Below are 14015 nucleotides of genomic sequence, written 5' to 3'. Positions count from 1 at the left end.
TTTATTTAATAATTCTGCTCAATTCCTTTTCAATGTCCTCTCCACGCAGGTCTTTTGCGATAATAACGCCTTCCGGATTGATCAGGAAATTACGCGGTATTGCCATGACCCCATATTTTAAGGCCACATCATTTTTATACCCTTTTAAATCGCTCAACTGAATCCAGGACATTTTGTCTTCTTTAATCGCCTTTAGCCAATGATCTTTCTTGCTATCTATTGAAACCGCAACAACTTCGAAATTTTTGTCTTTATACTTTTGGTAAATTTCATTAATGAATGGCATTTCAGAGCGGCAAGGACCGCACCAGCTGGCCCAAAAATCAAGCAATACATACTTACCTTTGAAGGAAGAAAATGAAATAGGTTGCCCTTTGTCATTGTCCATCACAAAATCAATGGCATGCTTTCCGATGTCAACCGTTTTTTGCGCATTTAACTGTTCTTGAAGAGCCTTCGCCAATGATAAACTGCGGGCACGCTTGCTCAACTTATTGAAACGCTCTTCAAACTTTGGATTTTCAACCCCATTTGATTGCTGACAATAAGGAGACTGGCAAATGAATTTGGGTGCGTATCAAGGAACTTCAGCTCTGCGTCTTCTATGGCTTTAGCCATGTTGCTGTATTTCGGTCCGAGCTCTTTATTGGCCTCCGAATGACCAGCGGCAGCATTTTCCATCATCTGTTTTGAAATCAAATCTGCTTTTTGCTGAAGCGGCTTTACAATATCCGATAAAACCAAATAATCGGTCTGAACAGGACCACCGGTAATACGGGCTTGCTTGATATTGGGTCCGGCAACATGAAATTCGGCATTTTGAAGCATAAATTCCTGCTGATCCAGTTTATGATAATTTTTCCAGTCTAGCGGATCCAGTTCCTTTCCGACGGCAGTGATATGCAATTTAGCACTTACCATATCACTGGCAAGTGTGCCTTTCAATATAAAATTCCCATTTTTGACATAGGTCGAATCTACAATAAACTCTTTAAGGCCATTCGATTCATATAGCGCAAAAAAACTTTATGCCCTTCGTGATTGCCCGACAATTTTCCTTTAATAATGTAAGCGTCCTGAGCGCTACCATAGAGCCCAATTAGGCTCATTATGGTAAATAATACAATCTTTATCATGTGTGTTTTTTTAGCGTTAAATGCTGAATACATTATTTTACATCCAGGACCTCAGCAAGTCTTTTGTCCAGTGCTTCTCCCTTTAGCTCTTTGCCAATAATAATACCATCGGGATCGATTAAAAAGTTTTGTGGAATACCCGTAATGCCGTAAAGAATCGCCGCCTGATTTTTAAGACCTTTTAAATCACTTAACTGTATCCAGGGGATTCCATCTTGTTTGATGGCTTTTAGCCAGGCTTCTTTTTACTATCCATGGAGACTGCAACGATCTCAAAATTTTTATTTTTATATTTTTCGTATACTTTGATCATATGGGGTGAAGATCCCGGCAGGGACTGCACCAGCTAGCCCAAAAATCAAGCAATACATACTTACCTTTGAAAGACGATAATGAGACTGGTTGTCCCTGTGTACTATTTAGGTAAAGTCCAATGCCTTGTTGCCGGCAGCAACAACTTGGGTTGCTTTCCATGTGGAATCCATTTTTTTCCAAGGTCTGAATTTTGAACGCGTGGGCTTAGTGCATTAAATTGAGATTCAAAATCCGGATGATCAATACCACCTTTCATATCAATCAGATAGAGACTCACAAAGGAATCGGGGTGGCTGATTCTAAAGTTATTTTCTATCTGTTCTATTTCAGCAGTAATTGGCTTCATTTTTGGCCAAAGCGCCTCCGCAGCCTTCTCCTGCCCGCTTCTGCTAAGTTTTAAAGACTCTTGAGAAAGTAACTGCATTCTCTCTTTCCAGGGTTTGAGCTGTTCATTGAGCAAGTTAAAATCCGCTTGTACTTTACCACCTGTTATATGGGCTTGTTTGATCGTTGGGCCCGATAATTGAAAGCTGTCGTTTTCGAGCATAATATATTGCAGGTCTCTTTCATAATATTTCCAATATTCAGAAAGATCTACATTTTCATTGGGCTCACTCAGAATCAATATGGCCTGTTCTACATCTTTAAATAGCTTGCCTTTAAATTTGAACGCGCCGTTTTTGACATAGGTGGAATCTTTTATAGGGTCTTTCAATCCTTCTGGATTAGGATACTGCAATAGCACTTTTTCCCGTCATGATGGCCAGAAAGTTGGCCTTGTATGGAGAAAGATTGCTGCGCATTGGCGCAAAGCGCGGCCAGGCTAGCTAATGTAGCGATTGTAATTTTTATCATTTTTCAATTATTTAAATGAAACTTATATCTTTTTTAAGGGTTATTTTCCATCCCGGGATTTTGATCCATTACCTTTTGTGGAAGCGTAATACCAAACGTTCGGGTTTAAGTGTAAAAGTACCGGCGACAGCCCCGTCACTGCATAAAGTGTGTGGGTATAAGTCTTTGCCTTGAATAAGGGATCGACAGACAGACGGCGCATATCAAACCATCGGTATCCACTCAGGGCAAACTCCCGTATACGTTCTTCCAATATAAAGTTGAGCAGTACAAGCTGTTGTCCTGCAATTGCCGCCGGAACAACTGCATTGGCCGATGGCATTCTGTTTTTCCGCAGCTGTTCTACATCAGCCTTTGCCCCCGTCAAATCGCCTAATCTCGCTTTACACTCGGCCCGTAACAAGTACAGGTCCGGAAGCAAGATTCCATACTGAAAAGATGTTGGCCCCATTTTACGGAGCAATCCTGTGGGATATTCTGGCCCATAATAAGCATTCCTTGAGTAAAACTTAAGTCGTAAATCAGTGCTTTCAAAAAGGTTCACAGTCTTTTGTCAATCACAAACTCATTATAGAAGAAGGTCCAAAATTACTGGACTGTTTATTATAAACGCACTCTCTATTGTTTACAGCACTGGGATAAGATGGTCCATAAGATCCAATCGGCAAAAATTCACCTCCTGGAGCCAAGGTTTTATTGTAGTCATATAATGCTAAAGGAATGGCCGAATTTGCTGCTGCCAATAGTGAAGCATCAAAATGAGGCAAAGCTAATTCGGGTTTACCCATAAAAAGATAGACCTTGCCCAGCAAGCCTTCGGCCGCAGCTTTCGACATGCGCATGGAATGAGTTGTCTTTGCCGGCAAATCAGGTATCGCCTTATTTAAATCATTAATTATAAACTCGTAGACCTCTTTAACACTGGCCCGTGTAAATTTATTCTCTGTGACATCGGCTTTGGTCAAAATTGGAAACCCGGGATCTGTCCCAGCCGTATTGGCATCATAAGGTTTACCAAAATAATTCACTAACAGAAAATAAGTCCAAGCTCTTCCAGCCATAGCTTCGGCAGCAATGGACCGTTTCTGTTGTGCTGTGCCATCAGTGGCCGCCGGCAGTTCTTGGATGATCTTATTGAAGGTGTAGATATTTTTCATCGGCATGTCCATCTCAGTAGCATTCTCCGAAGCTTCATAAATAACCGCTTCCCAACGAAATAGGCGTTGTGTTTTTAGACTAGCTCCATCGAAATAAGGCTGAACAGCCGCTATTTCATCGCTCATCGCCACCTGGGAATTGGTACTGATATTGACCATATCAAGATTGTTCAGTAGTAGGTCATAATCTGAAACTTTCTGCGCTATCAGGCGCCCTTTTGGTGTGACTTCCAAAAATCCTTTTACAGGCGGAGGTAAAACTTATAGCAGCCGCCAGAACTACCCCAATTTTAAATCTTTTTGTCATTGTCATCTGCTTTACATTAAAATTTTACATTTACTCCGAATGAAAGAGTCCCCTGGCTAAATAACATACTGCGTATACCAGTCGTGGCATCGATAAATTCTGGATCAATATCTTCCTTATTGGCCTTCCACAGCATCAGGTTCGATAGCTGCATCCGTAATGTAATTTGCTCGGTATGCAATTTATTCATTAAGGATTCCGCCAAGCTATACCCTAGGGTAATATCCCGTAATTTTATATAAGACGCACTGACGGCATTGACATCAGCGTAGGTGTAATATTGAATATCTCGACGGCTATAGCTCAGCGATGAATTGGAAACATAGGATGGAATATTGGTATTCAATTCGTCTCCGGGCTGCTTCCATCGCTTGGCAAAGTCACTATGCAGATTTCCGGTTGTTAACCCATCCCGAAGGGCATTAGCGTGATACAGCCGATCGGTATAAACGGTATTTACATCACTTCGCATCACATGTCCCAGGTTAAAAATTGCATTGGCACTTAAAGTCAGTCTTTTATAGTTAAAAACGTTGGCCATTCCACCGCTCCAGATGGGTTGATAGGTGCCCTTGAAAATCACATCTGTCGCCTTCGCCGCATTGGGTGTTTTGGTCACAGAGCCATCCGCAAGACGTATCTGTGGATCTCCCAGTTCATCCAATCCAACAAAATTGTACGCAAAGAGCGCAAAAGCCGGAAACCCTTCCAGATAATTTTGCCAAATGCGGTCCATACCGGAGTTGACCGGCGACTCTACATTTAGTTTGGTGATCTTATTTTTATTGTAGGCAACATTAAACACAGTACTCCACTTAAAGTCGCCTTTTTTGATATTTAGGTATTTAAACTCAGCTCAATTCCTCTATTTTGCATGTCCCCAAGATTTCCAATGATGGTCGAATAACCGCTAAAAGCATTGGTCGGAAAAACACCGAGCATATCCGTTGTCTTTTTCTGATAAAGGTCAAGTGTACCGCTGACACGGTTGTCAAATAGCCCAAAATCGATCCCCAGATTTATATTTTTCGTGCTTTCCCAAGTAAGTTTTGAATTGGCGGGTGTACCGATTACAACGCCTGTCCCACCCGGTAAATTGCCATTCTGAATGGCGTTTAAGATATCCTGCGAAGCTGCGATACCGGGGTCGGGTGAGTTACCGGTCAATCCGTAGGTAGCCCGGAGGGCTAAATTATCCAACCATTTTGTACTGGCCATGAAGCCTTCGGAGCTCATGATCCATTTCCCACCGATGCTCCAGACAGGTCTGTTCTGAGCGGATTTATCAAGCCCAAATAAATTACTTCTATCTATACGAAAACTACCGTTCAATGCGTACTTGCGATTGTAATTGTACGCAAGATTAGCATAATAGGAAACAAACCGGGTCAGGAACTCGGTCCGGATAAAGTTGTCGTTGCTCAATAGACTTTGGCTCCCACGATTTGGCATGACAGGATCTGCGAGACCTTTGACACCAAGTGTCGCATAGTCAATGGCGCCGTAAGTCTGTAAGAGTTCGTTATATCCTCTGACCGTGCTGCCATTGTTGTTGACCAATAGCTCCTGTGCTTCATGCCCCACTAATGCACTTAGCTGATGCATGTCCTCATCCCAGCTCTTGTTATAGCTCAACTGATTCCTTACCGTCCAACTCTGCCTATTTTGATTATTGATACTATATTTTCCACCATTATTGGGCAGGTAATAAACAGGAGTGGATTCCATCGTCGGTGCAACAGTAAATTGCACAAGCTCGTTCCGAACCAGGTAGCTTCGGATATCATCATAGATCTCGGTTTTTTCCTGTTCCTTTTGTATAGCCATAGGTTCCTTCAAGTTTCAATCCATCCCAGAGCTTTATACTTAGGCCAAGTACATTGCGGCTCAGGAAATTATTGCTTTCGGTATGGCCATAATTGGTTTCATCCAAAGGATTGTAATCCAAGCTAATTCTGCTGCGTGCTTCAAAATCGTTTCGTACCTCTTCACTGACTTCACCCATGTAGGGCATGGACAGATTTCGCCCTTTCTCGTCCCGGAGCAATTGATAAGGATAAAAATTCGGCGTAATCTGAACATTCCTCTTTGCGCTGTTAACGCCATAGGTAAGGTCATTAATAAGATTCAGCTGGATAAACTTACCGACCTGTAGATCTTGACGAAGATTGAGTTTATAGGTACTATTCTTATCACCGGGCTGGCTACTGACCAAATTTGTGTAGGCTCCAGAGCCATACGCTGAATAAGCTTTTCCGCCTTTCGAAAATGACAGTGTATGATTCATTAGGGATGCATTTCTGTAAGCCAGATCCCTAATCTGCTTTCTATTATCTATTGTTGCCAGACTATCCAGACGTTCTTTTGCGGCAGCAGAACTAATCAGTCCCCGGGCCAGATCATATTGAATCTGCTGATGAGGTGCAACACCGCTACCACCAGACACGTATGGAAATACACTTTCCCAAGGATAGATCTCTGCATCAAATGTTTCATTTGATGCCTGTATAAATTCTTTACTATTGAGGGTTTTAAAATAATTCAGGTCTGGTCTACCCTGGAAATTGACAAATGCATCATAGTTTATCCTTAATTTATCGTCATTGGCTCCTTTTTTTTGTTGTGATGACGATGACGCCATTGGAAGCTCTTGCACCCCAGATGGAGGCAGCTGTCGCATCCTTGAGCACCGTAATGTCAGCGACATCTTGTGGATTGATACTGGATACATCATCAATAGGTATACCATCAACCACAAAGAGCGGATTTCTATTGGTGCCAACATATCCATTGCCTTCTGGACTACGTACACCAATTGTTGACAGTCCACGAACAAGAAATGGATTTTGTGAAGCATTTGGTGCATTATTCACTGTCAGCCCCGCAATTAATCCATCAAGACGCTGCAATATATTCATGCTGCCGGTTCGATTTTCCAGGATGGTCATATTGGGCTTGGCATAGGATCCTGTACTGCGCTCTTTGGAAATCGTTTGATAACCGGTATTGATCACCTGAACTTCCTGCAATTGACCTACAGCTTTCTGCATCTTGATCTGTCCGATATGAGAAGATACCTTTATCTGTTTTGGTTCGAAGCCCACATAGGAGATCAGTAAAGTCCCTTTTTCATCAACGCCTTTGAGTGTAAACTCACCATCTCCATTTGTTCTGGTCGATTGAGTGCCCCCAATACGGCAATTGATGCATCAGGTAGCGGTTTGCCATTTTCATCTACCACTTTGCCGGTAACGTCAATAGGGTTATTTGAGCCAAAAACAAGGTCATTGGTTCGGGCTGAAGCTTCTGTTTTACCAGTCTTGTTACCGTCCGGAGAGACGGGTTTCGAGTTGGCATCCTGAGTACTTGTAATCACGACCGATTTATCCTCAATAGAAAAGCTGAGATTTCGCCCTTTAACAATGGACTGCAAGGCCCGTACTAAGTCAACATTTTCAAGTCTACACTGATCGATCGATGTTGTCGCAGAATATCTTTATCCAGCAAAAAGTCATATCCGGTCTGCTGTCGCATCTGCTTTACAAGCTGTTCCAAAGTAGCGTTTCGCTCCATTATCCTGACACGTTGTGCATACGTAGCCCCATAGGTATGCATTAGTAGACATGTCATGATAAATAAAACTAATTTCATAATCAATAAAAATTTAGGTAGTGACCGCTCATGGTGAAAAGTACCCAATAGCGCATTTTTTTCATACTTTTGTTTTGGTTAGATGGTTCATAAACTGATTTGTGTCGTTTGTCTTTAAGTTGGCATTTTCAGCTACAGCATCATTTTCTTATAACCGCGAGGTGGTAGGACACCTTGCGGTCTTTCTGAATTTTCTGCAGCAAATGCGCTCTTATTGATCTCATACGGATCAAGCTAGTCTGTTACAATAATTGTCCTTTCTTTTATTTTAAATTTTACTTTATTAGTTCGTTCAATCTGTCGAAGTGTTGTAATCAAGTCATTCGACCTGGAGACAAAACCCCATAATTTTAACTCTTTTGGCGTATTTTCGGTAAATTGAACTTCCATATTGTACCAACGGCCTAAGGATAACATCACCTCGGAAAGTTCCCCGTCAATTTTAAAATATCCGTTCTTCCAGGCAAGTATGTCTTCGGTATCTTGCTCGTGGACGTCGATATCACCGCGTCGGTTAACAGCCTGCTCCCCGGCTTGATCAACTGCTCGCCCTTCGTAGTCACCACATTGACCCGCCCCTCGACAAGGGTGGTCCTGACCAGTCCCTTCGATTCTGAATATGCATTGATATTAAAATGGGTACCAAGAACGCGTACCTGCTGTGATGCTGTCCTAACAATAAATGGTTTATCACGCTTACTTACTTCAAAATACCCTTCTCCTATTAATTGAACAATGCGTTTTTCACTATTCAGCAGATCAGAATCAAAGGTCAAACTGGATCCGGCATTAAGCCAAACTTTAGAACCGTCGGGTAGAACGACCTGGTAGATTTCACCATTTCTTGTCGTAATCGTATTTTTGATAACTTCGCTTACACCTTTAATGGAACTGTTTTGACTGTAAACCACCACTCCCTGCCCATTCTTAGAAATTGTCATCCCTTGTTTAGTCAAGAGTTCGCCAACTTTAGCGTTGGAAAGATCTATAGTAGAACCATCTGACAAGGTCAAAGTCGCCCCAGTATGACCTGCTTTAATTGTTGGTCCAGCGTAAGTGTCTATGGTATACACTTGTTGTTTTTCATGCAGTTTGTAAATTCCGACACTCCCCACAATCATTAAGATCGCTGCGACATAAGCTAGCCACCTCCGTATTGGCAGAACTTTAACATGATGCTTTGATTGATGATCGATTGCATTCCACATTTCCGACTTTATGCGTATAAAATCCTCAGGGAATCAATAGACGGCTCCTCGACGCGGTTAAAAGCATACCATTCCTCAACAACACGGGTTTCTTTGTGTGTTGCCTGACCAGAAAGATATTTATTTATAAGCTGTGTTCCAAGTTCCTTATCCATAAATCGAAATCGAGGTTTATATCCATTAACTAGTATAATACAGTTGGAAAAAGCTTTGGGAGTAGAAGAACTGAAAAAAATAAAAATTCTTAAAAAGAATAAATGATGGTATATATTGGTTTAGTTGCTTCGGAGAAAAATCAACAGCATGATGCCAAGAGAATTATAATGGGCAAGTCTAACCTTTAATATCTTTAGCGCATTTTGTACTTGCTTTTCACTGTGGATTCACTCAAATTCAACCTTTCCGCAATTTCGCGGTGGGACAAATCTTCCAATCTACTCAATTCGAATACTTCTCGCATCTTAGCTGGCAGTTTTGCAATTTCACTTGTTATCAACAGCATAAGATCCTTTTCGTCTAGCTTTTCAAGTGTTTCATCACTAACCTGTAGGCTATATTTTCCTATTTCAGCCAGATAGTCGCTTTTAGTTTTCCTCTTTGAATATAGTTAAGGACACGATTTCGCGATGCAACGTAAAGATATGACGAGATCCCAACATTATCTCTGATAAGATCTGACTTTTCCCAAATTGAGGTAAAGAGATCTTGTACAAGATCTTTGGCTGCATGCTCATCGCGGAGCATCTGGTTGACCTTGTAATAAATCATCATGCTGTATCTATCGTAAATTTCGGCAAAGGCATTCCGATCTCTTTGTTTAAGCAAAGAAACAAGATTACTATCTGTCAAAACTTTATACTTGTTCATTTTATTTGTACGGCTGCATTAAAAACACAACTCAATAAGCATAGGAAATGTCAAAATTCATTTATCTACTACAATAGTAGGAAAATAATATAAAATAAGATTGCATTTTGAAATTTTATTGTCATGGGATAATATATAGCTTTTCTAAATTGCACACTTACCGTTATGCTCTATTTTAATATTAAATAAAGCTGCGCTAGAATTATTTACGCCACAATATTTTACAGACATAGATAGTGAAAACTTTGAAACAATTTAGCATTGCTTCCAACACTGATAATACCTCCCTATTATCATTACCAATGTCTGGGACAGCTGTGCTAGTTCGTATAGCAAAAGAAGTCTGTAGATAATAGGATCTGGGGAAAAGACGCGGTATGTGAGGAGTATCTGAGCGATACCGAAAAGTCGAGATTTGCCATACAAATGAATTTGACGATATTTGAATATGGCACTATCCCTTACCTCCGACAATGTGTATAAACTATACAATATTGATCGTTCCAAAAGATAGAAGGAATTGCTGTGCTCCAGCAAAAGCACGTCAAGGGGCAAGCGTATGCAGAACATCCACGCCTATTTGATGGATTGATTCTTGCGTTCATGGTCAATGGTTCTATGAAAGCCCGTATCCATTTCTTGGAGTACGAACTTTGTGCAGGCCAGATTGCGATTGTGCAACCTCAATTAATGATAGAGACGCTATCCATGACTGAAAATGCAGAGATCATTACCATCGGTCTTTCTTTGGATTTTATTACGGCATTTCCGATGCTGCATGAGTTTGTCATGAACAACCAGATTCGCTGGCAGCCTGTACTGAGTCTTCAAGCTGAAGAAATGACCATAAAAATGAATTGCTAAGCCTTATACAAAAGGTATATCACAAAAATCAAAGTCCTAAAAAATCGAAATGCTGCGGCATCTTGTCATTTCACTGATGAGCCTGATCTCGGAGTCTTATACCGCGCTAGCTGATCACGATAATCCCGTAAAAAGCCGTACACATGAAATTATTGATGACTTCTATCTGTTGATTTCAAAATATGCCACCCAAGAGCGTAGTGTTTATTTTTATGCGGAGAAACTCCATCTCACACCGCAATACCTCTCTACTTTCCTCAAACAGAAAACAGGAAAGTCTATCTTACAATGGATTGATTATGTCACACTCATGCATGCCAAGACCTTACTCAAATCAACCAGTCTGTCGATCAAACAGATCAGCAACCAGCTAAATTTTGATGAACCAAGCGTATTTTGCCGGTTCTTTAAACGTCTATCTGGTACCTCACCTGGTGTTTTCAGAAACCGACCATAATAATCTGCTCAATCTTACAAATTGTACATACAGACCATAAAAGTGTAAAACATCTGCGATGGATTGCTGCCTACTTTTACAGCATGAAAATCGCAACAAAAAAGCAGCTATCGGTTTTATATTTGTGACCTTGCTGATCGACATTACAGGATGGGGAATCATACTTCCAGTGGTTCCAAAACTTATTCAAGAACTTATACATGCGGATATCAGCGAAGCGGCTACCTACGGCGGATGGCTTGGTTTTGCCTATGCCTTTACGCAATTTTTATTTTCGCCTATCGTAGGTAACCTCAGTGACAGATACGGACGACGGCCAATTATTTTAATCTCACTTTTTGGATTTGCCGTAGACTATATTTTCCTGGCGTTAGCACCCGATAAGTTGGCTATTTCTGGGAAGGGTAATTGCAGGGGTTACAGGTGCCAGCATGTCGACCGCCAGTGCGTATATAGCGGACATATCAACAGATGAAGATCGAGCCAAAAACTTTGGGATGATCGGTGCCGCACTCGGGCTTGGTTTTATAATTGGTCCCGTAATCGGTGGCTTGCTTGGACAATTTGGGGCGAGGGTTCCATTTTATGCTGCTGCAGCTCTATGTCTACTGAATTTCCTCTATGGCTATTTTATTCTACCTGAAAGTTTGGATAAGGAAAAACGGAGACCATTTGATTGGAAACGTGCCAATCCGATTGGTTCCTTTAAATTTTTGGTGAGATATCCCAAGATCTCGGGCCTTGTGACGGCATTGATATTGACTTACATCGGTATCCACGCCGTGCAGAGCAACTGGCATTTTTTACCATGTACAAATTTGGATGGAATGAGCAAATGGTGGGGTATTCGCTGGGTTTACTGGGATTACTGTTGGGATTGGTGCAGGGAGGGCTGATCCGGTGGACCTTACCTAAATTAGGTGAGCAACGAAGTATTTACTGTGGTCTGTTATGTTATGCCATAGGCCTGCTTTTATTTGCATTTGCCAGTGAAGGCTGGATGATGTTTGCTTTCCTGATCCCTTATAGTCTCGGCGGTATATGTGGTCCTGCCCTACAATCGGTTATTACAAAAATGTACCCGCAAATGCACAGGGGAGCTTCAAGGGGCCTTGACCAGCTTGGCTAGTGTCACGGCAATTGTAGGTCCTCAATGATGACGAATCTGTTTTATTACTTTACACGGGATAGCGCATCTTTTAAATTTACAGGAGCTCCCTTCTTTCTTGCCGCTCTATTGATGGGTATCAGTGTCGTGATCGTACGTATCGCTTTTAAATCAAAAGGTAACTGTAAATAGGGGTAATCTGTACTTTATCCTTTATGGTTTACTTCGTTGAATAGGGATTTCATTTTTTCTACTTACAAATTTATGAGCTTTCTATGTAATCTAAATTTTGATCCTAAGATAGTTGGTTTTATTGAAAACCGAAGATTGTGAAAAAACGGGCCTAGCCCCGAAGCCACACGTGCACAGGCCCGGTTTCCCATCCTCATCTTTCAAAATCAGATAAAAATTATTGGACTTTGGGAAAGCATCTATAACCTGACTTTTAATTATGGCGAATTCGCCATAATTAAAAGTCAGGCAGGACTCAATAACTAAAAAATCAGTGTTAAAGATTGGGTTGAAAAGACAAATGCCATCGGCTTAAAAGTGACCGCAGGAAGATATGGAGGGACTTATGCACATCCTGATATAGCTTTTGAATTCGGCATGTGGATTAGCCCCAATTTTAAAATTTACCTGATCAAAGAATTTCAACGTCTCAAAGACGATGAAAACGATCGTTTAAAATTAAACTGGAATTTACAAAGAACCTTAGCCAAGCTGAATTATCAAATCCATACAGATGCTATCAAAGAAAACCTTATTCCAGCAGAAATTACCAAGCAACAATCCAATTTCGTTTATGCGAGTGAAGCGGATCTGCTGAATGTGGCACTATTTGGAATGACAGCGAAAGAATGGCGAGATACTAATTCCGACAAGAAGGGCAATATTCGAGAATACGCGATCATAGAACAGTTAGTCGTGCTAAGCAAAATGGAAAGTATAAATGCGTTATTAATTCAACAAGGTCTACCTCAAAATGAACGGTTTATACAACTGAATAAAGTAGCGGTGGTCCAAATGAAGTCACTCATAGAAAATAAGGCCGTTAAAAAATTGAAATAAGAAGCTAGCACGAGTTTTACCAGTCAAATTTGACTCAAATTAGCCAGTCAGAGATTTTAGAAATAAATATCTTCTGATATAATAAATTCATTAAATTAGTTCAAGTGTCTATTTAAAAATCTAATTACCCGAATTTAAAACTGCTTTATACCAATTATATGGCTACGCAAAAATTTATAGTACTTGTACTTATATCAGTTGTTTTGTCATTGTCCTCTGCTTCTGCGCAAAACAACGTCCCTAGAAATTTGAAAGAAACAGCTTCATTCTTAAATCTTAACGTTCCGGACAGCCTAAAAAATTTAATCAAAGGTATTAAAGAGGAAGAGTTCGAAGAATTTGCCAGCGATGAACTTCAAAACGATTTTGAATTAATTGATTCACTTCTTTCTGCCCGAAAATCTTTACTATTTACATATTTAAATAATAAAGGAATCCATAACTTCAAAAAAGACGTGGTTTTGGAATACTATAAACTACAGCTATCAGAGGGTTATGTAAAAGAAGATTCTCTCCTGAAAGTATTCAAGCTGAAGGGAAACAAATTGAAAAAGGAAATTAAACAGCGGATGAGCGCTGATACAATTGCGGGCATTTATATTCCGAAAAACCTTGAAGATTGTTTTGTACAAATAGACTCATTCTGGGATGATAGCACCAAGAATAAAGTAAGAGAAATGACAGAGTCAGAGTTTACTGCTGGTGCACATTTCGGATTTGGAATGTGGATGAGAAATAACTGGGGGCTCTGGGAGGTTCAAGGCTTTCTGTATATTTCAACAAACAGGGAATAAGACATCCTGACGATATGTCTGGTATCATTCTAACGAGTTATTATAGAAAATTAAAGGGGAAAGATCCCGATGTAAAATCGCAGTTAAAATATTATAAAAAGTATTGGACCTCATAAATGAAACAAAAGGCATACTTAGATACCCTATTGTTGAAGAAGACCTGTACTTACACACCCATGGTTATATTTAAATATAAATCCCATTAATGACCAAAAAATTACTACT

22 protein-coding genes and 2 pseudogenes are annotated in these 14015 nt (G+C 40.5%); 8 read left to right on the top strand and 16 right to left on the bottom strand.

Annotation, left to right across the window (positions count from 1 at the left end; genetic code table 11):
- Position 1: 1 nt before the first annotated feature.
- From KUH03_RS31565 to KUH03_RS31495, 16 genes and pseudogenes are all read right to left on the bottom strand, one after another.
- Positions 2 to 490 (bottom strand): TlpA disulfide reductase family protein, encoded by a 489-nt coding sequence (locus KUH03_RS31565; protein WP_257088306.1) that lies wholly within the window; start codon positions 488 to 490, stop codon positions 2 to 4.
- A pseudogene (locus KUH03_RS31560) lies at positions 487 to 999 on the bottom strand (DUF4369 domain-containing protein); the annotation flags it as partial. The pseudogene KUH03_RS31560 and the gene KUH03_RS31565, both read right to left, overlap by 4 nt.
- A gap of 446 nt (positions 1000 to 1445) precedes the next feature.
- Positions 1446 to 1610, bottom strand: a complete 165-nt coding sequence (locus KUH03_RS49430; RefSeq protein WP_373564520.1) for a TlpA family protein disulfide reductase — start codon at positions 1608 to 1610, stop codon at positions 1446 to 1448.
- Positions 1552 to 2196 (bottom strand): DUF4369 domain-containing protein, encoded by a 645-nt coding sequence (locus tag KUH03_RS31555; protein ID WP_257088305.1) that lies wholly within the window; start codon positions 2194 to 2196, stop codon positions 1552 to 1554. The genes KUH03_RS49430 and KUH03_RS31555 overlap by 59 nt, the downstream gene beginning before the upstream one ends.
- 150 nt (positions 2197 to 2346) lie before the next feature.
- Positions 2347 to 2850: a RagB/SusD family nutrient uptake outer membrane protein gene (locus KUH03_RS31550; protein ID WP_257088304.1), complete on the bottom strand. Its 504-nt coding sequence runs from the start codon at positions 2848 to 2850 to the stop codon at positions 2347 to 2349.
- A 13-nt stretch (positions 2851 to 2863) separates the two neighbouring features.
- Complete coding sequence (locus KUH03_RS31545) at positions 2864 to 3697, bottom strand: RagB/SusD family nutrient uptake outer membrane protein (protein ID WP_257088303.1); 834 nt, start codon at positions 3695 to 3697, stop codon at positions 2864 to 2866.
- 89 nt (positions 3698 to 3786) lie between these two features.
- Complete coding sequence (locus tag KUH03_RS31540; protein ID WP_257088302.1) at positions 3787 to 4575, bottom strand: hypothetical protein; 789 nt, start codon at positions 4573 to 4575, stop codon at positions 3787 to 3789.
- 32 nt (positions 4576 to 4607) lie between these two features.
- Positions 4608 to 5597 (bottom strand): TonB-dependent receptor, encoded by a 990-nt coding sequence (locus tag KUH03_RS31535; RefSeq protein WP_257088301.1) that lies wholly within the window; start codon positions 5595 to 5597, stop codon positions 4608 to 4610.
- Positions 5557 to 6411, bottom strand: coding sequence for a hypothetical protein (locus KUH03_RS31530; protein ID WP_257088300.1), 855 nt, complete (start codon positions 6409 to 6411; stop codon positions 5557 to 5559). The genes KUH03_RS31535 and KUH03_RS31530 overlap by 41 nt, the downstream gene beginning before the upstream one ends.
- Entirely contained in the window at positions 6371 to 6874 is a 504-nt protein-coding gene (locus KUH03_RS31525; RefSeq protein WP_257088299.1) for a TonB-dependent receptor plug domain-containing protein, read from the bottom strand. Before KUH03_RS31525 ends, KUH03_RS31530 begins: the two co-directional genes overlap by 41 nt.
- A gap of 8 nt (positions 6875 to 6882) precedes the next feature.
- Positions 6883 to 7203 (bottom strand): hypothetical protein, encoded by a 321-nt coding sequence (locus KUH03_RS31520; RefSeq protein WP_257088298.1) that lies wholly within the window; start codon positions 7201 to 7203, stop codon positions 6883 to 6885.
- Positions 7204 to 7211: 8 nt separating this feature from the next.
- Positions 7212 to 7421: a hypothetical protein gene (locus KUH03_RS31515; RefSeq protein ID WP_257088297.1), complete on the bottom strand. Its 210-nt coding sequence runs from the start codon at positions 7419 to 7421 to the stop codon at positions 7212 to 7214.
- Positions 7422 to 7655: 234 nt separating this feature from the next.
- Entirely contained in the window at positions 7656 to 7838 is a 183-nt protein-coding gene (locus KUH03_RS31510) for a DUF4974 domain-containing protein (RefSeq protein ID WP_257097483.1), read from the bottom strand.
- Positions 7838 to 8629 (bottom strand): FecR family protein, encoded by a 792-nt coding sequence (locus tag KUH03_RS31505; RefSeq protein ID WP_257088296.1) that lies wholly within the window; start codon positions 8627 to 8629, stop codon positions 7838 to 7840. Before KUH03_RS31505 ends, KUH03_RS31510 begins: the two co-directional genes overlap by 1 nt.
- A 349-nt stretch (positions 8630 to 8978) precedes the next feature.
- The gene (locus tag KUH03_RS49425; protein WP_373564863.1) at positions 8979 to 9194 is read right to left on the bottom strand and encodes a sigma factor-like helix-turn-helix DNA-binding protein; all 216 of its coding nucleotides are present in this window, start codon (positions 9192 to 9194) and stop codon (positions 8979 to 8981) included.
- Complete coding sequence (locus tag KUH03_RS31495; RefSeq protein WP_257088295.1) at positions 9191 to 9496, bottom strand: RNA polymerase sigma factor; 306 nt, start codon at positions 9494 to 9496, stop codon at positions 9191 to 9193. The genes KUH03_RS49425 and KUH03_RS31495 overlap by 4 nt, the downstream gene beginning before the upstream one ends.
- Before the next feature lie 525 nt (positions 9497 to 10021).
- On the opposite strand from KUH03_RS31495, the gene KUH03_RS31490 reads away from it, so the two are divergent.
- From KUH03_RS31490 to KUH03_RS31470, 8 genes and pseudogenes are all read left to right on the top strand, one after another.
- Positions 10022 to 10360 carry a hypothetical protein gene (locus tag KUH03_RS31490; RefSeq protein WP_257088294.1) on the top strand — a complete coding sequence of 113 codons (339 nt, stop codon included), beginning with the start codon at positions 10022 to 10024 and terminating at the stop codon, positions 10358 to 10360.
- Positions 10361 to 10409: 49 nt separating this feature from the next.
- Entirely contained in the window at positions 10410 to 10817 is a 408-nt protein-coding gene (locus KUH03_RS31485) for a helix-turn-helix domain-containing protein (protein ID WP_257088293.1), read from the top strand.
- 58 nt (positions 10818 to 10875) lie between these two features.
- Positions 10876 to 11292, top strand: coding sequence for an MFS transporter (locus KUH03_RS47035; RefSeq protein WP_306429227.1), 417 nt, complete (start codon positions 10876 to 10878; stop codon positions 11290 to 11292).
- Positions 11249 to 11713 (top strand): MFS transporter, encoded by a 465-nt coding sequence (locus KUH03_RS47030; RefSeq protein ID WP_306429226.1) that lies wholly within the window; start codon positions 11249 to 11251, stop codon positions 11711 to 11713. Before KUH03_RS47035 ends, KUH03_RS47030 begins: the two co-directional genes overlap by 44 nt.
- Positions 11689 to 11946, top strand: coding sequence for a hypothetical protein (locus KUH03_RS47025; protein WP_306429225.1), 258 nt, complete (start codon positions 11689 to 11691; stop codon positions 11944 to 11946). The genes KUH03_RS47030 and KUH03_RS47025 overlap by 25 nt, the downstream gene beginning before the upstream one ends.
- 24 nt (positions 11947 to 11970) lie before the next feature.
- Positions 11971 to 12117, top strand: a complete 147-nt coding sequence (locus KUH03_RS47020) for a hypothetical protein (RefSeq protein WP_306429224.1) — start codon at positions 11971 to 11973, stop codon at positions 12115 to 12117.
- 309 nt (positions 12118 to 12426) lie between these two features.
- Positions 12427 to 12996, top strand: a complete 570-nt coding sequence (locus KUH03_RS31475; protein WP_257097479.1) for a KilA-N domain-containing protein — start codon at positions 12427 to 12429, stop codon at positions 12994 to 12996.
- A gap of 158 nt (positions 12997 to 13154) precedes the next feature.
- Positions 13155 to 13906 (top strand): annotated as a pseudogene (locus tag KUH03_RS31470) (DUF6794 domain-containing protein).
- The last annotated feature ends 109 nt before the right edge of the window (positions 13907 to 14015 follow it).

Source organism: Sphingobacterium sp. E70 (assembly GCF_019285695.1).
GTDB classification, from domain to species: Bacteria; Bacteroidota; Bacteroidia; order Sphingobacteriales; family Sphingobacteriaceae; genus Sphingobacterium; species Sphingobacterium detergens.
The sequence above is the reverse complement of the archived record's forward strand: the minus strand, read 5'-3'. Positions and strand labels throughout refer to the sequence as shown.